We start from the raw sequence: 24,724 nt of genomic DNA, 5'->3' as shown, positions 1-24,724 counted from the left end.
TCTTTACATTAATAATATTTTACCTTATAAGATAATAAAATCTCTATACTAAAGTGGTTTTACATAAGAAACGTTTAGCATAGAGATTCGATAAGCTTATCAACTAATCACTAAAATAAAGTGATTATTGTAGTTGCTGATACAGTTGTTCGTAAGCAACACATGCTGTATCCCATGAAAAATCTTTTGACATAGCTTGCCATTGTAACTTTTTCCACGCTTCAGGATAATCATTATAAACTTCTAATGCTAGTTTTAGAGTTTGCATTAACCAATAGCCTGAAAAATGATTAAATGAAAAACCTGTACCACTACCATCAAATTGATTGAAGGCTACCACAGTATCTTTTAATCCTCCAACTTCATGTACCAAGGGTAAGCTACCATATCTCATAGCCATCATCTGTGAGAGACCACAAGGTTCAAAAGCACTTGGCATCATGAAAATATCTGAAGCCGCATAAATCTGTTGCGCTAATCCTAAGTCAAAAGTAATATTAGCAGATAGTTTTTCAGGGTAACGACTAGCAAAATAAGAGAACGTTTCTTCAAAATGGTGATAGCCTGTTCCTAAAATAACCATTTGAATATCTTGTTGAAGCATATTGTCCAATTCAGAAGCAATAATATCAAATCCTTTTTGATCGGTAAGTCGTGAAACAATACCAATTAATGGTACATTTTTATCTTGAGGTAAGCCCAAATTTTCCTGTAAAGCCAACTTATTTTTAATTTTGCCCTCTAAGTTGCTTTTTGAAAAATGATATGGCAAAAAAGCATCTGTTTCTGGATTTAACAAATCGCTGTCAATACCATTTACAATTCCAGATAATTTGCCTGCTTCCATACGCATAATTTGGTCTAAACCTTTACCAAATTCTGGAGTTTTTATTTCATTTGCGTAGCTTGGTGATACCGTTGTCACTCTATCTGAGTAAAGAATTGCTGCTTTCATCCAATTAAGACAATTATTCCATCTAAGAGTTCCATCTTCATATCTCTCAGCGCCAACTCCAAATAAATCTCCTAACATTTCTGGACCAAACTGCCCTTGAAATTCAATATTGTGAATAGTAAAAACTGTTCTTATATTATTATAGGCCTGAATCCAGTGGTACTTCTCTTTCAATAAGAAAGGAATCATTGCTGTATGATAATCATGGACGTGTAAGACATCGGGAATAAAATTGATTTTCTCCATCAACTCTAAAGCAGCTAATTGGAAATAAGCAAAACGCTCCCCATCATCCCAATCACCATAGACATGACCTCTATAAAAATAATATTGATTATCAATAAAGTAGAACGTAACATTATCTTGAGAAAGTCTCTTAACTCCTACATATTGATGACGCCAGCCAACATCTGTATAGAAATACATGAGGTTTTCTATTTGGTCTCCAAATTTTTGGTCTACCATATCATAATATGGCATGACAACAGCGACATCATGACCTTTTTTACTAAGTGATTTTGGGAGTGCGCCAATCACATCTCCCAAACCACCTGTTTTAGCAAAGGGAGCACCCTCTGCCGCAACAAACATTATTTTCATTGTATAATATCCTCATTAATCTCTGAAAATTTAGGAATCACTAACGGTTTATCTAAACTACCTTTCAATGTAACTCCGGGTGCAACCTTAACGCATTTGTCAATAATAGTATTTTCAATGGTTGCCCCTTCCCCGATTTTTACTTTTGGAAAGATAATACTATTGACTACTCGAGTCCCATTTTCAAGGAGACAATTTCTAGAAACGATAGAATGGTCTAAATAACCTTTAATAATACTTCCAGAAGCTAGTTGCGAATTAGAGACATTTGATTGTTTATCAAAATAAGTAGCTTCCTCATTTTTCACCTTAGTATAAACTTTTTGGTTTGAAAAGAAGAGCGAATAAAATTTATTTGGTGTTAACATGTCCATGTTAGCATCATAATAGGATTTAATAGAAGAAATGTTTGACAAATAACCAGTGTATTCAAAAGCCAAAGCATTACTTTCAACAATTAAATCACGAAGTAAGAAGCGGAGTTTACGTGGTTCATTATTTTGAGCTTCCTCTTCCATTTTTTCGATTAACCAAGGTGTATTGATAACATAAATCTCAGCAGACATTTTTTGGTTATCGTCATTATCTACAGCTTTACCTAGACTCACTACATGATCAGATTCATCAATGGTCAAGACTTGATTAGCCTCTGCAATAGCTGATCTCGGCATTTTTTTATAAACCACGGTGGCTTGCGTACCATTTGCATTATGCAAGTGGATTACTTGACTTAAGTCAATATTACAAAGCATATCACAACTCATATATATCGTCTGGTCGCTACCCGAACGCCTCAAGTAAGTTAAAATTTGATCGTAATAATCCCCATTGACTGTACGAGTATCATCGTCTGTATCATAAAATCCTAAAGAATAGTGACTCAACAATGTACCTAAGCCCCACTCACGACCACTTCTAATATGGTCAAAAACAGAGCGAACATTATTCCCACGAAAAATACCATAAATACTTCTAACGCCTGCATTAGCTAAAGAGGATAATTGAAAATCAATTAAACGATACTTACCATCAAAAGGTAGAGAAGCAAGCGGACGATTATCCGTCAAACTGTGCATATCTGGGTAACTAACAGTATTTCCTAAAATCGCAGTATATTTATCAATCTTCATTTGGAACCCCCACTACTTCTTTATAACCAATAACTTCTACTTCTTTACTTCCATCAATCACAACACCATCACCGATAACAGCATCCTCACCGATAATAGCTCGATTTATCTTTGCACCTTCACCGATAGTCGCGCCACTCATAACAAAGGAGTCTTTAATAATAGCATTTGGTTTTACCTGGACATTAGTTGACAAAATGGAGTGCTCAACATTCCCTGCAACAAAGCATCCATCTACAACTAAAGAATCTTTAACATTTGCATCTTCTGTCATGAAATTAGGTGGTGCAATCAAATTTTTAGAATAGATTTTCCATGAACGATCACGACTATGTAATTTGTTATCTTCTCCAATATATTCCATATTAGCTTCCCAAAGGGATTCAATAGTACCAACATCTTTCCAATACCCATCAAAATTATAGGTATAAACACGTTCACCCGATTCAAGGTATGCTGGTATAACATTTTTACCAAAGTCTGACATGTCTATGCCGTTCTTTTCACCATCAATTAAAACTGTCCGTAATCTCTTCCAGTCAAAAATGTATATTCCCATTGAAGCTTTTGTTGACTTAGGATGTTCAGGTTTTTCTTCAAATTCGACAATACGGTCGTTTGAATCAGTATTCATAATTCCAAAACGGCTTGCTTCTTTTAAAGGAACATCTAAAACAGCGACTGTTAAGCTTGCTAAATTATCTTTATGTGTCTGTAGCATGTCATCATAGTCCATTTTATAGATGTGGTCCCCAGAGAGAATGAGTACATATTCTGGATTAATACGATCAATGTAGTCAATATTTTGATAGATAGCGTGGCTGGTACCTTGGAACCAGCGATTACCTTCTGTTGCAGAATATGGCTGTAATACAGTTACTCCCGAATCGATACCATCTAGTCCCCAGCTAGATCCGTTTCCAATATGAGTATTGAGTTCCAGCGGTTGATACTGAGTAATAACTCCAACATTATTAATACCTGAATTCGCACAATTTGAAAGCGCAAAGTCAATAATACGGTAACGACCTCCAAATTGAACAGCAGGTTTCGCAATGCTCTGAGTCAATTTTCCGAGTCGAGTGCCTTGTCCTCCGGCGAGAATGAGTGCTAACATTTCATTTTTCATATTATTCTTTCCTTTCAAAATGAGGTTACTAAATTACAGACTTATTTACGAAGCCGACGTTTTATTTTCCAAACACTTGCCCCAAGGGCTGGTAATGTAAAACTTAAAGTATGATCATAATCTTTCCATGTAGCCACTTGTGTTTTCGTTACAGGATTGTGGTTTTTCCAAACACCTCCAAACTCTTCCATTTCAGTATTTAAAACTTCTTCATAAATACCCGCTTGCGGAACACCAATAGTAAAGTTAGGGCGTTCTACAGGAGTCATATTAAAGACACAAAGTAACAAATCGCCTTTATCATCTTTTCGTATAAAAGATAAAACAGTTTCAGATTTATTATCCGCATCAATAATTTCTAGCCCATCAAAGGAATCATCAATACGCCATAGGCACTTATGATCTTTATAAAATTGATTCAATTGTTTAGTATAGCGTTGCATCTTTTGGTTCATATCATCATTTAAGTTTCCCCATTCTAGTTGATCATTATATTTCCATTCTAAAAATTGACCAAACTCACTTCCCATAAAGAGAAGTTTTTTCCCAGGATGACACATTTGATATGCATATAAGTTACGTAAACCAGCAAATTGATTATAACGGTCACCCCACATTTTATGCATCATACTCTTTTTACCATGTACTACTTCATCATGTGAAAAAGCTAGTACAAAGTTCTCATTGAATATATACATAAAACTAAAGGTCACTAAATTAAAATCATATTGCCTATAGAGAGGATCTTCTTCATAAAAACGCAGGATATCATTCATCCAGCCCATATTCCATTTAAAGTCAAAACCCAATCCTCCAGATTCTAAGTCTTTAGTTATTGGGGTAGAAGCTGTTGACTCTTCAGCAATCATCATAACATTAGGATGACGCTCTTTAATTACTTTGTTAAGTTTCCTTAAAAAGTGATACCCTTCCAAATTACGATTATCCCCAAATTGGTTAGCTTCCCATGGTCCTTCATCATAATCGAGATATAACATATTACTAACCGCATCAACACGAATACCATCAATATGATAATGTTCAATCCAGAATAAGGCACTCGAAATCAAAAAGGATTGTACTTGATTTTTTCCTAAATCAAAGTTCAGAGCTCCCCATCGATAGTTATGCGCACGATCATGATTTTGATACTCATAAGTAGCAGTTCCATCGAAATAGGCTAAAGCATCATCATTCTGAATAAAGTGTCCTGGAACCCAATCTACAAGAACTCCTATATTATTTTTATGACATGCTTCTACAAAGTCTTGAAATTCTTCTGGAGTACCATAGGTATGTTCAAAAGCAAAATACCCCATTAATTGATATCCCCAACTCATATCAAGCGGATGTGCCATTAAGGGCATAAATTCAACATGAGTATAATTCATCTCAACAAGGTAGGGGATTAAGTAGTCTTTTAACTGAGAAAAAGTCATAGGATGTCCAAAATCATCTTTTTTCCATGAACCAGCATGAACTTCGTAAATATTAATTGGACGCTTCTGAAAACCCAGACGTTTGCGCCTTCCCATCCAAAGGCCATCTTCCCACTTTTTATTTCTAAGAACTTTAATAACACTTGCAGTTCCAGGACGTCTTTCCATATAAACTGCCATAGGATCGATTTTCTCAACTACTTGACCACCTTTACGAGTAACCAAATATTTATATAAATCACCTTCGCGCGCATCCAAACTGTTAGTTTCCCAAACTCCTGCTTGATTTTTGTTCATTTGGAGAGGGCGATTTCGCCAATCTGTAAAATCTCCAATAACTTGAACATTTTCAGCATTAGGAGCCCAAACTCTGAAACAAAAGCTTTCATTTTCGCTATGTACGCCTAAATAATTCTGGAGATGAAAATTTTCACCTATTCCAAAAGTATATAACTCATCTTTATTGGACATCTACTCACCTCACAGGTCCTACTAGTCAATATAAGACAAAAATATTTCCTCAATGGTACAAAAAAAGAGGAATGCATTTTCCTCATACAGACGCATCTGAAAATATTTCACCCTCTATATTTCCGAAAAATTAACTAAAATATAAGAAACTCAAATTCAAATCAAATTCCTTAATATACACAAAAATAACCTGAATGTTTTCAGGTTATTTTGTGATATCAAGGATCATTACAGAAAGCTCATCATCTAATGAATCTATCGCTTTTCCTTCTTCATGATTTGATATTATTATATCACCTATGAAAGAATTCTGCAAGCGTTTTCCTTTAATATTGAAAATTATTTTTATTTTCTTATGTTCTTCGACTGTAAAACTTATGAAACCTGAATGGTATTGAGCAGACTCTACAAAAACATGTTTGCGAATCTCTTCAAAGCTAGAATAAGAAAAGTAAGGAGAGTTTGTCTTCAAAGTAATTATTTTCCTAATAAAATTAATAGTACTCTTATGAAAGGTAACATTATCCCAGTTGACCTGATTAACTTGGTCTGGGGCATTGTAAGAATTCATAGCCCTTTCTTTATCTGCTTGAGTAAGTTGACCTTTATCACCTGTAGGATAACACTTTGTTCGAAGAAACTCCTGACCTAATTGCATGAAAGCCATCCCTTGCATCAATAGATTCATAGCACTAGCTACTTCAACTCGGTAAATATGTTGTTTCTCGTTGTCATTAGGATGTAATTCCCATAGCAAATCATTTAAGTTGTAGTTGTCATGTGCTTCAACATAATTTAAAACTTGACTAGGATCAATGTATGATACTAACTCATCACTTCCTAAAATGCCTTTTGCAACAATATCTTCTGTACTGTTTCCAGAAACTAAGCCTTTTTTAAATTCTCCGTAAATTTCCGCACCTTTGACAGCGTCTCTTACATCATCATTGAAAAAGCCAATTCCAGGCATCTGATAAGCATTATCTTTTTTAGCTTTATTTTGAGGCGTGAGACCAGCTCCCATGTCCCATCCTTCTCCATAAACCAAAATACGAGGGTCGATTTTATTTAGCTCATTTCTTATAATGTTCATCGTTTCTACATCATGTAGCCCCATCAAATCAAATCGAAAACCATCAATATTATATTCTTTCACCCAATACAAAACTGAATCAAGAATATACTTACGACACATTTCTTTTTCACTAGCTGTTTCATTACCACAGCCTGACCCATTTTGAAATGTTCCATTGTGATTCATTCGATAATAATAATCTGGAACCGTTAGTTGAAATGCAGAATCAGTTGATGAAAAAGTATGATTATAGACAACATCCATAATAACACCAATGCCTGCATCATGGTACGCTTGGATAGCAGATTTTAATTCTAAAATACGCGTTGCAGGTTCATGTGGATTACTAGAGAAGCTTGCTTCTGGAACATTGTAGTTTTCAGGATCATATCCCCAATTATAAGCATAGTGACCATCATCATCAAATGTCTGATGATGATCGAAAATTGGTTGAAGTTGGATATAGTTAACTCCTAGGTCTTGTACATAATCAAAGGTCGTTTTATCACCATGCTGATTAACCGTACCTTTTTGATGCAATCCCTTAAATTTTCCGTGATAATCTGTCTTAACTCCTGAAGTCTCAGATATCGAAAAATCACGCACATGCATTTCGTAAATGACTGCTTGATTGGGGTTTTCGAGCCGCCACTTAGCTTCTTTTCCATGACTTATTTTAAACCCTTCCGGAGTTAATGCTTCTGGAGCAATAACAATAGACCTTTTACCATTTGCAGTCGTTGCAATGGAATAAGGGTCTCTCGTAATTTTAAAGGTACGTCGTCTATAGTAGACTCGATAAGTATATGCTTGGTAATTATAGTTTCCTTCAAGTTCAGTAAACCAGACTCCATGGGTATTTTCTTTATGATTTTTATAATTGACGGCTGTCCCTCTTTTCATAGAAAGAACTTTTGATACACTTGCTGTTTCATCTGTCGAATGATATAAAATCAGTTCTACACGTTCCGCAGTAGGGGCCCATAATCTAAAAGCCGTTTTAGTTTCTGAATATTCAAAACCTAACCAACCATCAAATCCCCATTTTTTGTCAAACGCTCTACTATTGATTGCCATGTCGTAGGCATGAGGTTGGCGTCTACTATAATGATGGCTACTAACTGCTGCTTGACGAGAATAATACAGATTGTCATCCCCATCTACAATCCAAACTTCTTTACGTGCACCACCTTGAGTACAATCAATGCGATAATCTATTGTTTTATGATGCCAATTTTTATCCTTAACAATCACATAATAATGGCTTAAAAAATATGGCAAGGGATATTTTAGTATCGCAACAGCACCGAAACTGTCAAACCGTGAAAAATGAGCATCTTGACCCTCTGAGCCATCGCGCCACTGCCATAAACTTAAATTAAAGTAATTTTTCTTTCGGCTATGGTAATGTACAATGACAGTATTATCCATTCATCAATCTCCTAATCCTTCTAAATCATCTACCTCATTAGCAAACTTCTGTGCAATAGCTTCTATCGCTAGTTCATCTTTATCTAAAACTAAAGCATCATCCGAAATTTCATCAGTATTAGCAAAGAACCTAATATGATTTTTAAGGTTTGCTAGAGTAATGGGAGCATCTCCTCCATATTCTCCATCTAAGTTAATCATCATACGCTCGTCTGATAGGGGTTTGATAGTTAGATAAGACGTTTTAATATACTCTACTCGTTTATCATTAATATGTTTTCCACCTGCAAGCACTAAACGAATGAGATGCATAATCTCAATAAGATTTGCAGTTTTTACCAAAATAAGGGTAAATTTCCCATCATCCAATTTGGCATCAGGTGCAATTTGTTCAAACCCTCCTACAGAATTTGTGATGGCAACAAAAATCATTGAAGCATCACCGATAAATTCACCCTTATCGTGAGTAATTTTGACTGGTACTTTTCGAACTCGAGGTAATAATTCAACACCCTTTGCTAGATAAGCAAGATAGCCAAACGTTGTTTTCAATTGACTTGGTACACTATAAGTTAACTCTGTCAAACTACCTGCAGCTGCAATATTAATAAAATAATTGTCCTCTTGAGCTTGACCAATGTCCATCTTAACAATTTGATTTTTACCAATTAATTTAGTTGCTTCAATAGGATTACCTCGCGGTATTTTTAAGGCACGAGCAAAATCATTAGTTGTTCCAGTTGGAATAATTGCCATCTTAGGACGACGTTTCAAAGGAGCAATACCATTAACAACTTCATTAATAGTACCATCTCCACCTGCTGCAACAATCAAATCAAAACCAGCTTGAGCAGCTCTAGCAGCTTCATCTCTGGCAGAATTTTTAGTTGGCGTTGTTTGAAAGGCTGATGTTTCATACCCAAATCCTTCAAGTATATCAAGAACTTCCGCTACATTTTTTTTCATAATTTCTTGACCAGAAGTTGGGTTATAAATTAAACGTGCTTTTTTTTGTTTCTTCATTTCTTCCTCACTTAAAGGTTGAGTAACCAGTCTTCATCTTGTATTGTAATCCCTAAATCTTGAGCCTTGGTTAGTTTACTTCCTGCATCGCTTCCTGCAACAATTAAATCAGTCTTTTTAGAAACGCTACCTGTCACCTTAGCACCAAGGTTTTGTAATTTCTCTTTTGCTTCATTACGAGTCATTTTTTCAAGCTTACCGGTTAAAACGACTGTTAAACCTGAAAGTTGTGCATCTGTACTAACTCGTTTTCCTAGATAATTAAAATTAACGTTATAGGAAGTTAATTCCTCTAGTAGTTTATCTACCTCTTCTTTTTCAAAGAACGTATGAAGTGATTTGGCAATAACCCCTCCTAGTCCATCAATTGAGGCAATACTTTCTTGACTTGCTTGACTTAGTTGCCTCAAATTACCAAATTCCTCCAATAAAAGGCGGCTCGCCTTGCTTCCCACATGACGAATACCTAGGCCAAAAAGAAGTTTTTCAGCAGAATTTTCTTTTGAAGATTGGATTGCATGATAAATCTTAGTTGCAGATTTCTCTTTAATACCATCTAAAGTTAATAAATCCTCTATGCTTAAACGATAAATATCTGCAACATCTGCTATTAAATGAGCATCAAATAATTTTTCGACTAAGGATGGACCAAAACCTGTAATATTCATAGCATCTCGGCTAGCAAAATGAGCTAAACGTTCTTTGATTTGGTTGGGGCACAGCGGATTAATACAACGTAAAGCCACCTCGTCTTCAAAATGAACTAATTCACTACCACAAGAAGGACATAGTTTAGGAATAAACATGACTTCTTGCTGGTTTCGCTTACTCATAACGACATTTAAGACTGCAGGGATGATATCCCCTGCTTTGTATACAACAACAGTATCTCCAATACGGATATCTTTTTCGGCAATATAATCTACATTATGCAGAGTGGCCCTACTAACGGTTGTCCCTGCTAGTTGAACTGGAGTTAGGTTAGCTGTTGGTGTTACGACTCCTGTTCGCCCAACTGTCCAATCAACAGATAATATTTCTGCTTCCTTTTCTTCAGCAGGAAATTTATATGCAATCGCCCAACGAGGTGCCTTTACAGTGAAGCCCAACTCTTCTTGCATTGCTAAGCTATTAACCTTAATAACAATACCATCGATATCATAAGGGAGGGAAATTCTATCTTTTTCTATAGTTTGGATAAAATCCCAAATTTTCTCCATAGAAGAGCTAATTAAACGATGATGATTGACTGAAAAGCCATAGCTTTCTAGCTCTTTTAAAACATCATCTTGTGTTTCTTTTTGCGTAGGGCTAGCTTCTTGATAAAGAAAAGTTGCTAATTTACGTTTCGCAACAATTCCTGTGTTTAATTGGCGCAAGGTTCCTGCTGCTGCATTCCTAGGATTAGCAAATTCCTGCTCACCATTTGCACGTTTTTCTATGTTAATAGCTTCAAAAGATTCTTTGGGAAGGTAGCACTCTCCGCGAACAGTAATATCTAAACTTTGGTCTAAATGTAGAGGAATATCATGAACACGCTTTAAATTTTCAGTAATATTTTCTCCAATATTGCCATCACCACGTGTTGCCCCAACCTGTAAAATACCATTTACATAAGTCAACGAGACAGATAGACCATCAATTTTCAGCTCTGCCATATAAGAAGCGGTTGGAAACTCTGCTTTAACACGTTTATCAAAGGCTATCAATTCTTCTTTTGAGAAAGCATCCTGCAATGAATACAAAGGATATTCATGTTGGTATTTTTCAAAGCCTTCTAAAACTAAACCACCCACTCGATGTGTGGGACTATTTGGCAAAATGTTTTCTGGATGTTGCTCTTCTAATTCTACTAACTCTCGATATAACTGGTCATATTGACTGTCAGAAACTGTGGGATTATCTTGTGTATAATACTCTTTTGCGTACTGATTCAACAAAGATACTAATTCATTCATACGATTTTCCATATTTCTATTTTATCACAAAGACTAAGGATATTAGTAAAAATTGGAGCATTTCTCATAAAAGTTGCAGCATTTTCTAGCTATGCTAACTATAAACCCAAACAAAAAAGCCGAGATCAATGTCTCGCGCTTTATAATATATTTATTTTGTAAAATCGACGTGTCTACTCAACTTATCCACAAGGACTGCTCCAACCAAAAGTGAAGCCAATTCACCAACAGCTGTCGTTAACCATGTTAATAATAAAGGTAATCCTGCTACAATTTTCAATTCAACTGCTACCGTAATCATTGAAGCAGCAAAGAAGAAAGAAAAGAAAAAGAATGCTTTGTTAATAAGACCATTAAATAGATAATCTTTTTGATATTGCTTGAATAAAATGGTTCCAAGATAAACAAAAAGTAAGGTTGAACCACCACCTACAAAGACATCAATCATTCCAAAACTATAAAGATTAGAAATCATACATCCTAACGTTACCGCAAAAAGGTATTTTCGGTGGTAAAAGGCCAAGAAATTTAGCATTTCTGAAACACGGAATTGATAAGCACCATAAGCAATAGCATTAAAAGGTGGCGTTATGGTTAAAACGATATAGATAGCTGTTACAATAGCCATGTGAGCGTAATCGCGAGTTGTAAATGTGTTCATAATTTCTCCTTTAACGTTTAGATAGTTAACACTTCTAACGTTTGTAATATGCTTGATGAAAGGGAACTAAGCATCAAGGGTTGTGTAAAACAACTTACTAAGTATATCACAAACAAAAAGTAAAGCCAAGCTTATGGGAGATTTCCTCATCACTTTGAAGCATCCGTGATATAATAAAAATATGGTTAAATTAAAATCGTTACTGAAAAAAAGTATTCAAAATGAAGTCAGCTTATATTTACTGTTCGGACTATTAACATCCCTTCTTTATTTAGTTATTCGACAAGGGATTTTTAATTTCTCGCAGGACGCTCCATTCTCTGCAATAGTTGCTAACATAATAGCTATACTTTTTGCTTTTTTTACAAATGATCGATTTGTTTTTAAACAAACTAAAATTGGACAGCTTCAACGCTTACAAACATTTGTCATCGCTAGATTAGGCACATTAGGATTAGATTTGATATTAGCTGTTATTTTTGTTGATCAATTTCCTTCTATTATCGGACAATTCGTTCAGCACAATTTAAATAAAATCAACACCATTGAAAGCCTTGTATCTCAAATATTAATTATTTTACTCAACTACATCTTGAGCAAATTTGTTATTTTTAAAGACAAAAAAAGGCAACTCTAACAAGAGCTGTCTTTTCTTATTTTTCTTCTTTGGATTTTTGGATAAGAGACATAATATCTCCACGCCTTGATTCAATTTTTCCTGTCGCAATTTCTTGAACGCTGGCATTCAGTATTGCACCTAAAATCATAATGTGGGCTAAGAAAATAAACCATAGCATTAAGATAAAGATAACGACCGAACCAAACGTTTTAATATCTACCATTTTCTCAACCCTATTTAAGACGTATTGGCTAATTAAATTACTAAAAAAACCAATAACAAACGTTGAAAATAATGTCCCTGGAATGACATAACGTACTTTTCTAATTCGTGCGTTAGGTAAAATAAAGTATAAAATTCCAATACCTAAAAATATAGTCAAAAATGTAACTGGTTGTGCAAGATTTAAAAGCCACGCCGTTAGAGTATCTCCCAAATCATACATGTTTACAATTATCTGTAAAACTGGTTTTGAAAAGGTTGAAAAAATTAAAACAAAAGTCAGTAAAAATAGGATGATCAGCCCAGTCCCCACACCCACTAAACGACTAATCACAAAGTCTCTGTGTTGGTCAACACCGTATGCTTTATTAATGGCTTTTTGAAGAGAGGTCAAACTTTTAGACATTGTCCAAAAAGCTGTTAATGACGCGAATCCCAAAATGCCGGTAGACGGTTTCGAAAAAGCATCTACTGCTAAGCGTGAGGCAGGTTCATAAATATTTTTCGGAAGATTTTTTTGCATAAGTGACAATAAATCCGACACATTAATATGAAAATAAGGAAAAATATTAGCAGCAATAACTAGTAATGGAAAAGCTGTCACTAATAGATAATAAGCAACTGCTATGGCTGATAAGTCCATCTCTGCACTTTGAAAATGACGCATAAAAACTTGAATGGGTCTATATTCTAGTTTAGCCAGCAAATCCTCAAAGAATTTTTTTAATTTCATTTTAGTAAGTTCTTTCTTCTCCTTGACTTGTTAAAATAACAGGACCATCTTTAGTGATAACAAATTGATGTTCATATTGACAAGAAAGACCACCATCTAAGGTTTTATGTGCCCAACCAGTTTTCATGTCTGTATCAATTTCCCAAGTACCAGTATTAATCATTGGTTCGATGGTTAAAACCATCCCCTCACGAAGGCGGAGACCTCGACCTGCTGTACCATAGTTAGGCACCATAGGCTCTTCATGCATTGTTGGACCAACACCGTGACCAACCAAATCACGAACAACTCCATAACCACGACTCTCTGCATAATCCTGAATAGCAGCTCCAATATCACCGATACGGTTTCCGATAACTGCTTTTTCAATCCCAATATACATTGCTTCTCTTGTCACAGACATTAAGTCTTTCACCTCTTGTGAAACTTCACCTACAGCATAAGCCCAACACGAGTCTGCCAAACCACCACTATATGTTTCCGTGTACTTTTTCATTTGAGCCACGTTGTCAAAGTTTAACGATGAAACGTCAACAATCGATTTATCTAAAGGTTCGCTTAAAACCATATCTACTTTTAAAAGGTCACCTTGTTTTAGGGTATAATGACGAGGAAAGGCATGAGCCACTTCATCATTAAGCCCACAACAAGTAGCATATGGGTAATCCATAACTGCACCATCAACCCCGATTTGCAATGGCAATACGTTTTCTTCTTTACAACGTCTACGAACGTATTCTTCAACTTCCCACATATCAACTCCTGGTTTGATAATATCACGAAGTCCAATGTGGATGCTGGCTAAAAAATCACCTGCTCTATCCATTGCTTCAATTTCGCGTGCTGACTTTAATGTAATCATTTTCTATTTATTCTCCTTATATCTAATTAATTTTTACCGCTATCATAGCTTTAGCAATAATTTTATTTTCTAATTTTAATTCTAAATCGAGTGTAGCTTCGCGCCGTTTTTCTGAAATAATGGTTGGCGTTACCATTATTATTTCATCAATTTGAACAGGTTGCAAGAAATAAAGTGTCATTTGTTTAACAACAATACTGCGTTGATGCTTACGAGTTAAGACACGAATACAAATTTCTTTTAAGAACTCCGTCAAAACTCCTTGTGTTAAGCTACCTGTATGGTCAATCATAGCGGGTTCTACTAAAAACGAAAAGTGACCATCTTCAATTTGTAAATTAGACAAGATTTGATCACTATAGGTGTATAAATCTGTCCCTTGCGACATCGATAAATTTTCTACAGCTTGTCGTCTTGTAATAACGCCTAATAATTCAAAGTCATCCGATACTACTGGCATCATATTCAAATCTTCAAAAATCATTTTTTGACTGATATTAGCTAGACTCATTCGAGGTTTAGCAACAATGATATTTTTTGACATGACTGTTGCCAATTTTACTTCTTTATCTTTTCCAAGAATATCTTGAACACTAACAACACCAACGACAACATTAGCTTGGTTGACTATTGGAAAACGAACATTTTTAGTTTGTTTAACAAGAAGATTAAATTCTTTTACGGTATCATCTTGCGCTAAGAAACCATAATCCATTTGCGACTGATAGACTTGTTCAACGGTCTTTAAATCCGTACGAATTTTGGCATTTGACAAAGTGTGATTAATCATCGTTGATACTGTGAATGTATCATAGTGTGTTACCATTACGGGAATTTGAAGTTTATCTGCTAAACGACAAACAGATGGGGAAACATTAAAGCCACCTGTAACTAAGATAGCGTTTTGATGTTGTAAGGCTAAATGTTGTATCTCATCACGGTCGCCAACAATCAATAACCCTCCTTGCACCAAATATTTTTCAATATTTCTGTGAGTCATTGCGCCTATAGAAAATTTACTAAACTCCTTGCTGAGTCCCTCTGTTCCTGCAACAACTTGTGAGTCACTAATCCTTGCAATTTCAGCATAAGTCAGTTTTTCAATATTAACCTTTGCTTTTTGAGCAACACGTACTGTCCCACTACGCGGTCTAGTCTCAACAATACCCCTATTTTCTGCCTCTTTTATAGCGCGGTATGCAGTGCCATCACTCACCTTTAAATGGTTTGAAATACTGCGTACACTAACCCTCTTACCAACAGCTAAATTTTCTAGGTACTCCAAAATTTCTTGATGTTTACTCATAACGATAATCACCCCTAGTTAATTGAAACTCAATATAGTCTCTTATACGGCGTGTATAACGGTCGCTTCCTTTAAAACTCCTAGATTGTTTGAAATGCGCCTTCAAAGCAACCTTCTGACTAGCAATATTCTCTTTATGTGTTACTATGATCAATTTGTCCATCCCAAACTCTTGAAAAGCAAAAAAAGAAAGTGTCTTTAGACATTCAGTCATAATGCCTTGACCCCAAGAACTTTCTTTCAAAAAATAGCCAATTTCAGCTGTCTTTTTAGATAAATCAATGTTTTCAAAACGGATAACTCCAAACATTTTATGACTAACTTTATCTTCAATCGCCCAAACTCCCAACGGCTCTTTCATAAAAGAATGAACTAAAAGAAAATCACTTTCCTTCTTACTGGTTTGAACAGGAAAAATAAATTGTAAATTTGTCCTTTTTGAAGCTATTCGCCAAAAAGCTTCCCTATCAGTGTAGGCAACAGGACGTAGGTTAACATGTTCTGTTTCAATGAATGCAAACCGTCCTAAATTTGTCCATATATCCATGATAATATTATACCACAAGAGATTTCAAATACCTATAAGTGACTTAATCTAAAACAAGAAGAAAAGAGCTAAGAAATATTCTCAACTCTTTGTTATATATACTATTCTTCAACCAATTGGATATCCGCACCCAATGATGTTAGTTTCTCGATGATATTAGAATATCCACGTAAAATAAACTCGATGTTCGTAATTTCAGTTCGTCCCTCTGCCATTAAGCCAGCGATAACTAAAGCAGCGCCTGCACGCAAATCTGTTGCTTTTACAGGTGCACCAGATAATTGATTAGGACCACTGTAAACTATTTTGCCCCCTAGGGTAGAAATATTAGCTCCCATACGTGCTAATTCGGGAACATGATTAACACGTTTCTCATAGATAGTATCTAATAAACTCCCGTTTCCTTCTGCTGTTAGTAATAAAGGGGTTAGAGGTTGTTGTAAATCTGTAGCAAATCCTGGGTAAGGTGAGGTTTTTATGGATACAGCTTTTAACTTTTCTTGTTCTTCAACAAAAATTGAATCCTCTTCAACTGTCATTCGAACTCCCATCTCATCTAACTTAGCAATGAAACTCTCAAGGTGTTCATATAACACATTGGTCACTTTTATTCCTCGTCCGATAGCTGCTGCCATAGCAATATAAGTTCCTGCTTCAATACGATCTGGAATTACTTGATGACGCGTGCCATGGAGCGATTTCACACCTTCAATTGTAATAACATCAGTCCCAGCACCACGAATATGAGCTCCCATATTATTTAAAAGAGTAGCCACGTCAATAATTTCTGGTTCACGCGCAGCATTTTCAATAACCGTACGACCATTTGCCTTAGCTGCTGCGATCATAGTGTTAATTGTCGCACCAACACTGACAGTATCCATATAAATATTTGCTCCTTGCAAAGGCTTTCCGTTTGTTGCTAGACGCATTGAATCACCTTCATAAGAAACACTAGCTCCCATCGCTTCAAAAGCTTTTAAATGTAAATCAATCGGACGGGGACCTAAATCACAACCACCAGGTAAACCTACTGTTGCTTGACCATAACGCCCCAATAAGCTTCCATAGAAATAATAGGATGCACGAAGACTATTGATTTTGCCATAAGGCATTGGAATATCTTTAACACCACGTGGATCAATTTCAAGCGTCTCACCATAACGCTTAATCTTAGCTCCCATAGTTTCCATAATGTCAACTAAACTGTCAACATCAGAAATAGCCGGAACTCCATCTAAGACCACAACATCATCAGCAAGGATAGTGGCAGGAATCAAGGCAACTACACTATTTTTGGCACCCGATACAGCAACTTCTCCCGTCAGTTGCTTGCCACCGTTAATAATAATTTTACGCATACTTTCAAATCTTTCTTTAACTAGAATTCAACTCTACTATATTATCATAGTTTAAATTCTTTTTCAAATACCAGTATTGTGTGATGATATAATATCTTAAAAATTCTTATAATTAACGATGTAGCTTTATTTGATTACATCACTGTGTTTTTGTCTATTAACCAGAGCTTTTTCAACTTCATAGCGCAATTGTCTGGTTGCATCTACAATATGATTTGCTTTTGAAATAGCCGATATAACTGCAATCCCATCTGCACCTGATTCTACAATATCATGAACAAAATCACTAGTGATTCCGCCTATTGCAACGATTGGAATATCTTGATTAATTTCTCTAACTGCCTTTGTTGTCCTATTGCCAACAGCAGGCTTAGCATCTGCTTTTGATTGTGTCGGATTAAAAGGACCAATTCCGATGTAATCAACAACAGATAATTGTGATTTCTGATATTCAGCCATTGTACTCACAGATAAACCGATGATTTTATCTGGTAAACGTCTCCGTGCCTCATCAACAGGTAAATCATTTTGTCCAATATGAAGACCATCAGCATCAATTAACTCAACTAAGTCAATGTCATCATCAATAATAAAAGGAACTTGATATTGCTTACAAAGTATTTGGAGTTGCTTAGCCATAGCAATTTTTTCCTTACCTTGTAATGCTGTAAAACCTTTTTCTCTAAATTGAAATAGAGTTATACCTGCTTGTAAGGCTTCTTCAACAACAGTCAATATATTCTTCCTAGAGCAATCCACAGTCCCACAAACAAAATATAATTTCAATGTATCTTTCATCTACTGACACCACCTATTTGTCCATAATCATTTCTGATTTCATCTGAGAAAGGGCATCTAAAAATGCAACTTGGAAACTTCCCACTCCCTTACCTTTTGCCACCTTCTCTGCAATTTCTCCAGCAACATTATAAACAGTCATGGCCTCTGTCAGACAAGCAAGATCATCGCTTCTGTCAGAACTACCAATAAAAGCAGCTAATACTGCCCCTAATAGACATCCAGTTCCTGTAACAAGTGGCATTAAAGGACTACCATTTTGTAATAAGCGAACTTCTCCTCTAACAGCGATAGCATCAGTTTCTCCTGTGACAACCACTGGCACATCAAAAACTTGATTGGCTTTTACAGCAATTGATTCTAAATCAGCCACTTTTCCCCCATCTGCCCCTTTAGACGCTTGTTTTTCACCAACCAAAGCAGCGATTTCACTACCATTTCCTCTAAGTAAACTAATAGAATAATTCTTCAATAAATCAAGTGACACTTCTAATCGAAAACGACTTGCTCCTGCTGCTACAGGATCTAATACAACTGGAACTTGGTTTTTATTTGCTATTTTGATTGCTTCTTGGTAAAGCTGCCAACTTTCTTTTGTTAGTGTTCCTATATTAATTAATAATGCATCTGCAACTTTTAACAAGTCTTCTAAGTCCTCTATGCACTCGCTCATAGCCGGAGAAGCTCCTAAAGCTAATAAACCATTGGCTGTAAAGTTTTTGACCACATTATTAGTGATACAAATGGTTAAAGGATTTACCTCTTTTAATTGTTCTAAATACATTTTAGTCTCCTTGATAGCTAGTATGATTGACAGGACCGTTGCCAAGACCCAACTCAGGCGCTGTTTCGATAGCTGAAGTAATAAATGATTTAGCGGTACTTACCGCGTTTAGAATTGATTGCCCTTTAGCTAACTCCGCTGCAACGACTGCTGCAAATGTACACCCAGTCCCGTGAGTATGAATAGTATTGATACGTTGATTACTAAGAGTTATCAACCCTTCTTTTTCCAAAAATAAATAATCTTTAGCCAAGCCATCTAGATGTCCTCCCTTTATAAGAACATTTCTAACAGAATATTGTTTTTGAATATCGTAACCTGCTTTAATAATACTTACTTCATCTGATAAGTCATATCCCACTAAAACCTCAGCTTCTGGTAAATTTGGTGTGATAATAGTTGCTAATGGCAATAAGTCTTCTTTTAATGCTTCTACGGCATCTGAATCAATTAAACGATGTCCGCTAGTTGCCACCATAACAGGATCTAATACATAAGGTTGTGGATATTTTTTTAAATATGAAGCGACTAAACTAATCGTTTCCCTCTCCGCTAACATTCCTGTTTTGACTGCCTTTGGCTTAATATCATCATAGACACAAGCTAGTTGTTGATCAATGATAGCTGTTTCTATATGCTGAACGCCTCTAACCCCACAAGTGTTCTGAGCAACAACACTAGTCACAACAGCCATCCCGTAAGTCCGACGAGCTTGAAATGTCTTTAAATCCGCCATAATCCCTGCTCCACCGCTAGGATCAGTTCCTGCAATAGTTAAAACTGGTGCTAAATAAGTCATATTAATCCTCCCATTTTTCTTGATTTATTGCCATTTGAAAAAAACGTCTCTCATGCTGACAAGATTTCACAAAAGCATCTACCAAATCAGCTTGCTTCTCTTTTGACAAATTCTGCGCATAATAATCCATCATACGAAAATAGTTTTCCATTAACTCTTCAACTATATCGTTAGCATAAAAAGTTATCCAATTATTAAAAGGGTTACCATTCAAAAACTGGTTCTCCTCAATTATTTTTTTAGCCAATTGATGGTAAATCCATGGACATGGGCTCATTGCAGCTAAAGCACCAGCAATACCATTTTCGTAAAAATGAAAATACATATGTTTAATGTAATGATCTGCTGACGGGTACCATACAGCCTTTTCGATAATATCCTGATAAGATCGATTAGTATAAGCTGCCAAGGCTTGATGTGGACCTTCACCATCTGCTAACTCCCGATTTAATGTAAAGTCAATTTGTTCAAGGAAAAATTGTTTATCTCGTAAATTATCAGATTTTGCCAAGCACAGGGCATAAATATCAGCAAATTTCCCAAGGTAGATATTATCTGCCTGTAAATAATGGCAGATTACGTCATGGTCTAAACGCCCTTTTACAATTCCTTGAATAAATGGATCTTGATAGATGGATTGGATATATTTTGCCCCTTTAGCAATCATCTCATCTTTTAACATAGTAATCTCCTTTGTTATGATCTCATGAGCAGAACACACTCATTCTATATAAATGCACAATTGTATTACTAAACTAATTGTACTTATTTAAAAATCATCCCTATAGACAATAAAATACTCATACCAAGTAAACTATAATCTCGAAAACGAACGGGATAAGTTGAAGCATGTGTTCGCTCTTTACCCACTTCAAAACCTTTAGAAAGCATTGCTAACTCTAACTGTTCTACCCAATATATCGTCTTTAATAAAACTGACAATATTAGTCTAGGCGATAATGCCCAAGTTACCTGATTCTTCAGTCGGAATGCGAGTCGATTACGTTGGTATTGTAATTTAATTAATGGTAGAAGATTAAAGACCGCAAAAATACCATATGCAAAATGACTAGGCACTTTGAAAGTTTGATAAAGAGATTCTATAAAATCATAATTAGAATGTGATGCATGAAATAACAAACCCACGTTCATAAAAATAAGCGGACGACAGGCTACTAGACTAGCTAAGACGAATTGATGGGGTAATTTCCCCCAAAAATACGTCCCTAGAAATAAAGAGAGTCCCATCACAAATGAGATCAGATTGACCTTCGCCCAAGTTTTTAAAGAAACCTTTACGAAGCATTGCAGTGTTACTACTATAATTAGAAATAACAAAGACGTTCTTAACCTCAATGTGAAACTAAACGAAAAGGTTGGTATTAATAAACATAGGAAGGTAATAGCTGGATGATAGTTTTTCAAATTGAACAAGATGACACCTCCAAGAAACGTGTTGCAAAACACTCTTTTAAGTGAGGATCATGGCTAGTAAAAATAACCCCACAATGATTTTTGTGACAATAACTCAAAAGAAGAGTCGTAATCATATTAGCGTGATAGGCATCTTGTCCATAAGTTGGTTCATCTAATAATAGAAGTTTACTATCACTAGCTAAAATACTGCCAATGGCTAATCGCCTCTGTTGGCCTTGACTTAGTTGAAATGGTGAAAACTGTTTCTTATCCCAAAGATTTATGGTTTCCAAAATATCCCTCGCTTTGTTACTATCCTTGCAAACCTGAAAAATTTCGTCATAAACTGTTGAAAAAATAAATTGATCTAAGGGATTTTGAAATAAAAAGCTTATAGGAATTTTCTTTCTATGAATAAATTGTTTCTTTCCTTTAGTCCTATAGAGCCCTAACAATCCCATAAAGAAACTAGACTTCCCCACGCCACTTGGTCCATCTAAGCACAACCTCTCCCCACTTGCTAAATCAAAATCAAGGTAAGAGATGAATTTGTTTTTTGAAAGTTTAACTTGGAAATCTTTAATTGATAACAGTTTGTCACCTGTATTATGACTTTTCTTTTCTAATTCGAAGACATTCAAACGATTGAGCATATAATCAAAATCGACCCTTATCAACCATTTTTCCAACCAAAAATAGTGATCCATTATATCTTGATAATAAGTAATCAAATGATCGATTACAATCAGCATTGATTGATTGTTTGCTTGATAATTAAGAACTAATTGTAATAGTTGACTGGCACTCTCTTGATCCAAATTCGCAAAAGCTTCATCTAAAATAATAAGTTTAGGAGATTTTAAAAAAATAGTCGCCAATGCTAATCGCTGTTTTTCACCTTGAGATAAAGTATAAATCAAACGATTCTGAAATCCTTTTAAACCAACTTGTGCCAATACAAACTCACTTCTATCTTGCATTTGCTCCGGTTCTATTTGTAAATTTTCTAAAATAAAATACAACTCATGCGCCACAGTATCCATACAAAATTGCAAATCAGGATTTTGAAAAAGAAACCCCACATCGCTTGGTTCTATTAATGAGCCGTTTAATAAAACTTGACCTTTCCCACTTTCTTTTAACCCTGATAGTAAAAGAGCCAATGTACTCTTACCACACCCTGAATAGCCACTAATTAAAATTCGTTCTCCTGGGTTAAGACTAAAAGTCACTTCATCAAATAAATAATGACTATCGCCATGGGTGTAAGCTAATTTTTCAACAGATAGCATAGGCTACTTCCCTTCATGAATCCCATAAGCATTCAGTACACCACTTCTATGCAATTGGTCACATATATTCTTTGTTAATAAGAAGAAAATAATAGATGAAACAGTTCTTACTATAAGCATCAGAATGTTATATGAAAATGAAAATGCACTAAGTCCATTGGCATAAAAACTCCATGCAAAACTAAAAATTGATGTCAAAATAGCAGACAATATAAAAGCTGGCAACTTGTAATTATGATACCTAAACAGCGTAAAGCCTAATTCTGACCCTAAACCTTGAAGGGTACCAATGACGAGTACACTTGGTCCATAAATTGATCCAATTAAAACCTCTGTCAAAGCAGCTAACAATTCTGCTACAATAGCGGTTCCTGGCTTCCTCAATATATAAAGAGCCATTGGACCTGCCACAAACCAAATACCATAAATAACTTCATGCGCTATAGGACCTACAAAAGGTACAAAAGCATTTGAAATATAGCCTGCTCCAAAGTAAACAACGCCCAGAACAACCGCTAATAAAGCAATCAATAATACATCTTTTAAACCCAATTTCATTTTACTTTTTCTCCTTTAAATAATGCTTGTATTGTCATAAATACAGGAACCCGCTTTAATCCCTGAAGTAGCAACAAAGCAATAACACCGCCAATTATAGTCGCCCCTATAAACCTTGGCATAAAAAGAAAAATGGATTGAGCTGCAGATGCTTTAGCTAACACTTCGTGATTTCCATCCGCTGTCCAAGTCCAAAACCAGACCATAATTGGAGCTGATAAAAGTGCTCCAATTATCCCTGTTCCTATAAACTCACCCACCCAAGACATCCAGTCTTTCGCATAAAACCGATAAAACCAACCCGCTAAGAAAGCTCCTGGACCAGCTCCTAGAATAGCTAAAGGTGCAACAGATGCTACTCCTGCTTGAGTTAAAATACGAATAAAAGCCGTTACAAGTGCCATAACTAATGCATAGATTGGTCCCATTATAACTCCAGCGATAATATTAACCACACTAGACATAAAGGCCATGCCTTCTATTCTAAAAATGGGCGTTAAAAAAACATCTAAAGCAATCATAATTGCTAAAACCGTTAATTTTTTTGTTTTATGATTAGTCATCATAACTCCTTCTCTATGACAGATAAGGGGCAACAACCTACAAAAAATTTTGACAACAAAAAACTCCATCTGCAAGCAAACGGAGTTTATTATCTGATTAACTAGAGCTAGCTGTCTCCTAAGAAGACACTACGCCCTTTTCCACCACAAAAAACTTGTAATGGCACACATTTCCCTTCGACAGTACTAACTGCATCAAGTTCAATGGGTATAATCTCAGCTGTTACGCACCCCAAATGTCCTATTTAATTTACTTAAGAATAATAACATAGTTCCTTTGAAATGACAAGGCTTACATTCTGAGCAGAAAGCTATTTAAAACAGTAAAACCCTACTCACTAATCAATGAGTAGGGTTTAATGTCTTATATTTCGGAATGTTTGTTAGTTTAGAAACTAATTATATTTTTGGATATTTCTGTTTATCGCCTCCACTCTACTTTCATTGAGATAAACATGTTCATACATATCGTCCAACTCAGCATAAAAGTTTTTTAAGTCTGTATTACCTTGATGCGATGCAAGTAAGACTTGAACCTTATCACGTGTAGATTTGATTTTTTCAAATAAATCATAGTTGCGTTTATACAAAGCCTGAGCTTCATTAACAATATCTGAGACATTTTCCAAAGAATAGGCATTATCAATACGTTGGATGAACCCTTTAGACTCCTGAGAAATAAGAATGCCTAAATTGTAGATATCATTCCTAGCCTTTTCTTGTTTAAGAGGTAGTTGATGCCTTATTTCTGAATTATTAAAAGTCTTCACAGTAGTATGTGTTTTACGTTGTTTTTCTTGTAATCTTTGATAAAACGCTTTTGATTTTTCACTCATTTTAACATAACGTGTTGGTACTTCAAAGTTATCATCAGCTTTAACCGATGTCGTTGCAACTAGTAATAAGCTACTAGCTAAGATTAAAGTTGTTATTTTTTTCATATTAGTCTCTTTCTATCTTTTAGGTTAGTTTAATACAAAAGTTTAAGATCG

23 protein-coding genes and 2 riboswitches are annotated in these 24,724 nt (G+C 35.4%); of the genes, 1 reads left to right on the top strand and 22 read right to left on the bottom strand.

The features are described 5' to 3' along the window. Positions 1-124 precede the first annotated feature (124 nt). The 8 genes from glgA to QOR44_RS04065 all read right to left on the bottom strand — a co-directional run bounded on the left by glgA (position 125) and on the right by QOR44_RS04065 (position 11,872). Positions 125-1,555: a glycogen synthase GlgA gene (gene glgA, locus QOR44_RS04100; RefSeq protein WP_000699868.1), complete on the bottom strand. Its 1,431-nt coding sequence runs from the start codon at positions 1,553-1,555 to the stop codon at positions 125-127. After that, a complete protein-coding gene (glgD, locus tag QOR44_RS04095; RefSeq protein ID WP_000687090.1) occupies positions 1,552-2,685 on the bottom strand; it encodes a glucose-1-phosphate adenylyltransferase subunit GlgD in 1,134 nt (377 codons plus the stop codon). Before glgD ends, glgA begins: the two co-directional genes overlap by 4 nt. Then, positions 2,675-3,814 carry a glucose-1-phosphate adenylyltransferase gene (locus tag QOR44_RS04090; RefSeq protein ID WP_000787289.1) on the bottom strand — a complete coding sequence of 380 codons (1,140 nt, stop codon included), beginning with the start codon at positions 3,812-3,814 and terminating at the stop codon, positions 2,675-2,677. The genes glgD and QOR44_RS04090 overlap by 11 nt, the downstream gene beginning before the upstream one ends. Before the next feature lie 41 nt (positions 3,815-3,855). Further along, on the bottom strand, positions 3,856-5,724 hold the full coding sequence (gene glgB / locus QOR44_RS04085; protein ID WP_000066075.1) for a 1,4-alpha-glucan branching protein GlgB: 1,869 nt from the start codon (positions 5,722-5,724) through the stop codon (positions 3,856-3,858). Positions 5,725-5,929: 205 nt separating this feature from the next. Next, positions 5,930-8,230, bottom strand: a complete 2,301-nt coding sequence (gene pulA, locus QOR44_RS04080; protein WP_000370747.1) for a type I pullulanase — start codon at positions 8,228-8,230, stop codon at positions 5,930-5,932. A 3-nt stretch (positions 8,231-8,233) separates the two neighbouring features. Continuing rightward, entirely contained in the window at positions 8,234-9,253 is a 1,020-nt protein-coding gene (locus QOR44_RS04075; protein WP_000744290.1) for a diacylglycerol kinase family lipid kinase, read from the bottom strand. An 11-nt stretch (positions 9,254-9,264) separates the two neighbouring features. Then, entirely contained in the window at positions 9,265-11,223 is a 1,959-nt protein-coding gene (gene ligA, locus QOR44_RS04070) for an NAD-dependent DNA ligase LigA (protein WP_001883531.1), read from the bottom strand. A 139-nt stretch (positions 11,224-11,362) separates the two neighbouring features. Beyond that, on the bottom strand, positions 11,363-11,872 hold the full coding sequence (locus QOR44_RS04065) for a QueT transporter family protein (RefSeq protein WP_001091613.1): 510 nt from the start codon (positions 11,870-11,872) through the stop codon (positions 11,363-11,365). Then, a riboswitch (PreQ1 riboswitch) is annotated at positions 11,870-11,983 on the bottom strand. It overlaps the preceding gene by 3 nt. 70 nt (positions 11,984-12,053) lie before the next feature. Here QOR44_RS04065 and QOR44_RS04060 point away from each other — a divergent pair. After that, a complete protein-coding gene (locus QOR44_RS04060) occupies positions 12,054-12,509 on the top strand; it encodes a GtrA family protein (RefSeq protein ID WP_000239850.1) in 456 nt (151 codons plus the stop codon). A gap of 16 nt (positions 12,510-12,525) precedes the next feature. Here the strand turns inward: QOR44_RS04060 and QOR44_RS04055 are convergent, their stop codons facing one another. From QOR44_RS04055 to QOR44_RS03990, 14 genes are all read right to left on the bottom strand, one after another. Further along, entirely contained in the window at positions 12,526-13,446 is a 921-nt protein-coding gene (locus QOR44_RS04055; protein ID WP_000768440.1) for a YihY/virulence factor BrkB family protein, read from the bottom strand. Position 13,447: 1 nt separating this feature from the next. Then, the gene (locus QOR44_RS04050) at positions 13,448-14,308 is read right to left on the bottom strand and encodes a methionyl aminopeptidase (RefSeq protein WP_000631567.1); all 861 of its coding nucleotides are present in this window, start codon (positions 14,306-14,308) and stop codon (positions 13,448-13,450) included. Between the two features lie 22 nt (positions 14,309-14,330). Next, positions 14,331-15,614 (bottom strand): CBS-HotDog domain-containing transcription factor SpxR, encoded by a 1,284-nt coding sequence (gene spxR, locus QOR44_RS04045; RefSeq protein WP_000033796.1) that lies wholly within the window; start codon positions 15,612-15,614, stop codon positions 14,331-14,333. Then, positions 15,607-16,161, bottom strand: a complete 555-nt coding sequence (locus QOR44_RS04040; protein ID WP_000355951.1) for a GNAT family N-acetyltransferase — start codon at positions 16,159-16,161, stop codon at positions 15,607-15,609. The genes spxR and QOR44_RS04040 overlap by 8 nt, the downstream gene beginning before the upstream one ends. Before the next feature lie 101 nt (positions 16,162-16,262). Further along, positions 16,263-17,522, bottom strand: coding sequence for a UDP-N-acetylglucosamine 1-carboxyvinyltransferase (gene murA / locus QOR44_RS04035; RefSeq protein ID WP_001226245.1), 1,260 nt, complete (start codon positions 17,520-17,522; stop codon positions 16,263-16,265). A gap of 126 nt (positions 17,523-17,648) precedes the next feature. Next, positions 17,649-18,320, bottom strand: coding sequence for a thiamine phosphate synthase (thiE, locus tag QOR44_RS04030; protein ID WP_001883534.1), 672 nt, complete (start codon positions 18,318-18,320; stop codon positions 17,649-17,651). 13 nt (positions 18,321-18,333) lie between these two features. Beyond that, positions 18,334-19,104 carry a hydroxyethylthiazole kinase gene (gene thiM / locus QOR44_RS04025; protein WP_000280419.1) on the bottom strand — a complete coding sequence of 257 codons (771 nt, stop codon included), beginning with the start codon at positions 19,102-19,104 and terminating at the stop codon, positions 18,334-18,336. Between the two features lies 1 nt (position 19,105). Further along, complete coding sequence (gene thiD / locus QOR44_RS04020) at positions 19,106-19,903, bottom strand: bifunctional hydroxymethylpyrimidine kinase/phosphomethylpyrimidine kinase (protein WP_000221577.1); 798 nt, start codon at positions 19,901-19,903, stop codon at positions 19,106-19,108. A gap of 1 nt (position 19,904) precedes the next feature. Then, a complete protein-coding gene (gene tenA, locus QOR44_RS04015; RefSeq protein WP_000910126.1) occupies positions 19,905-20,585 on the bottom strand; it encodes a thiaminase II in 681 nt (226 codons plus the stop codon). An 83-nt stretch (positions 20,586-20,668) separates the two neighbouring features. Further along, complete coding sequence (locus tag QOR44_RS04010) at positions 20,669-21,337, bottom strand: energy-coupling factor transporter transmembrane component T family protein (RefSeq protein WP_000482627.1); 669 nt, start codon at positions 21,335-21,337, stop codon at positions 20,669-20,671. Beyond that, a complete protein-coding gene (locus tag QOR44_RS04005) occupies positions 21,325-22,611 on the bottom strand; it encodes an ATP-binding cassette domain-containing protein (RefSeq protein ID WP_000953603.1) in 1,287 nt (428 codons plus the stop codon). Before QOR44_RS04005 ends, QOR44_RS04010 begins: the two co-directional genes overlap by 13 nt. A gap of 3 nt (positions 22,612-22,614) precedes the next feature. Further along, positions 22,615-23,169: an ECF transporter S component gene (locus QOR44_RS04000; RefSeq protein ID WP_000766004.1), complete on the bottom strand. Its 555-nt coding sequence runs from the start codon at positions 23,167-23,169 to the stop codon at positions 22,615-22,617. Continuing rightward, positions 23,166-23,732, bottom strand: a complete 567-nt coding sequence (gene thiW, locus QOR44_RS03995) for an energy coupling factor transporter S component ThiW (RefSeq protein ID WP_000181409.1) — start codon at positions 23,730-23,732, stop codon at positions 23,166-23,168. The genes QOR44_RS04000 and thiW overlap by 4 nt, the downstream gene beginning before the upstream one ends. Before the next feature lie 155 nt (positions 23,733-23,887). Then, positions 23,888-23,977: riboswitch (TPP riboswitch) on the bottom strand. A gap of 150 nt (positions 23,978-24,127) precedes the next feature. Continuing rightward, a complete protein-coding gene (locus QOR44_RS03990) occupies positions 24,128-24,673 on the bottom strand; it encodes a GA module-containing protein (protein ID WP_000724547.1) in 546 nt (181 codons plus the stop codon). Positions 24,674-24,724: the final 51 nt, after the last annotated feature.

The sequence above is a fragment of the Streptococcus agalactiae genome (assembly GCF_949788565.1).
GTDB lineage: Bacteria > Bacillota > Bacilli > Lactobacillales > Streptococcaceae > Streptococcus > Streptococcus agalactiae.
This window is presented reverse-complemented; position numbering and strand designations above follow the sequence as displayed.

What these genes read in the sequence shown, in the direction of transcription:
- glgA (WP_000699868.1), bottom strand. Translation starts at nt 1,555, where the DNA reads ATGAAAATAATGTTTGTTGCGGCAGAGGGTGCTCCCTTTGCTAAAACA.
- glgD (WP_000687090.1), bottom strand. Translation starts at nt 2,685, where the DNA reads ATGAAGATTGATAAATATACTGCGATTTTAGGAAATACTGTTAGTTAC.
- QOR44_RS04090 (WP_000787289.1), bottom strand. Translation starts at nt 3,814, where the DNA reads ATGAAAAATGAAATGTTAGCACTCATTCTCGCCGGAGGACAAGGCACT.
- glgB (WP_000066075.1), bottom strand. Translation starts at nt 5,724, where the DNA reads ATGTCCAATAAAGATGAGTTATATACTTTTGGAATAGGTGAAAATTTT.
- pulA (WP_000370747.1), bottom strand. Translation starts at nt 8,230, where the DNA reads ATGGATAATACTGTCATTGTACATTACCATAGCCGAAAGAAAAATTAC.
- QOR44_RS04075 (WP_000744290.1), bottom strand. Translation starts at nt 9,253, where the DNA reads ATGAAGAAACAAAAAAAAGCACGTTTAATTTATAACCCAACTTCTGGT.
- ligA (WP_001883531.1), bottom strand. Translation starts at nt 11,223, where the DNA reads ATGGAAAATCGTATGAATGAATTAGTATCTTTGTTGAATCAGTACGCA.
- QOR44_RS04065 (WP_001091613.1), bottom strand. Translation starts at nt 11,872, where the DNA reads ATGAACACATTTACAACTCGCGATTACGCTCACATGGCTATTGTAACA.
- QOR44_RS04060 (WP_000239850.1), top strand. Translation starts at nt 12,054, where the DNA reads ATGGTTAAATTAAAATCGTTACTGAAAAAAAGTATTCAAAATGAAGTC.
- QOR44_RS04055 (WP_000768440.1), bottom strand. Translation starts at nt 13,446, where the DNA reads ATGAAATTAAAAAAATTCTTTGAGGATTTGCTGGCTAAACTAGAATAT.
- QOR44_RS04050 (WP_000631567.1), bottom strand. Translation starts at nt 14,308, where the DNA reads ATGATTACATTAAAGTCAGCACGCGAAATTGAAGCAATGGATAGAGCA.
- spxR (WP_000033796.1), bottom strand. Translation starts at nt 15,614, where the DNA reads ATGAGTAAACATCAAGAAATTTTGGAGTACCTAGAAAATTTAGCTGTT.
- QOR44_RS04040 (WP_000355951.1), bottom strand. Translation starts at nt 16,161, where the DNA reads ATGGATATATGGACAAATTTAGGACGGTTTGCATTCATTGAAACAGAA.
- murA (WP_001226245.1), bottom strand. Translation starts at nt 17,522, where the DNA reads ATGCGTAAAATTATTATTAACGGTGGCAAGCAACTGACGGGAGAAGTT.
- thiE (WP_001883534.1), bottom strand. Translation starts at nt 18,320, where the DNA reads ATGAAAGATACATTGAAATTATATTTTGTTTGTGGGACTGTGGATTGC.
- thiM (WP_000280419.1), bottom strand. Translation starts at nt 19,104, where the DNA reads ATGTATTTAGAACAATTAAAAGAGGTAAATCCTTTAACCATTTGTATC.
- thiD (WP_000221577.1), bottom strand. Translation starts at nt 19,903, where the DNA reads ATGACTTATTTAGCACCAGTTTTAACTATTGCAGGAACTGATCCTAGC.
- tenA (WP_000910126.1), bottom strand. Translation starts at nt 20,585, where the DNA reads ATGTTAAAAGATGAGATGATTGCTAAAGGGGCAAAATATATCCAATCC.
- QOR44_RS04005 (WP_000953603.1), bottom strand. Translation starts at nt 22,611, where the DNA reads ATGCTATCTGTTGAAAAATTAGCTTACACCCATGGCGATAGTCATTAT.
- QOR44_RS04000 (WP_000766004.1), bottom strand. Translation starts at nt 23,169, where the DNA reads ATGAAATTGGGTTTAAAAGATGTATTATTGATTGCTTTATTAGCGGTT.
- thiW (WP_000181409.1), bottom strand. Translation starts at nt 23,732, where the DNA reads ATGACTAATCATAAAACAAAAAAATTAACGGTTTTAGCAATTATGATT.
- QOR44_RS03990 (WP_000724547.1), bottom strand. Translation starts at nt 24,673, where the DNA reads ATGAAAAAAATAACAACTTTAATCTTAGCTAGTAGCTTATTACTAGTT.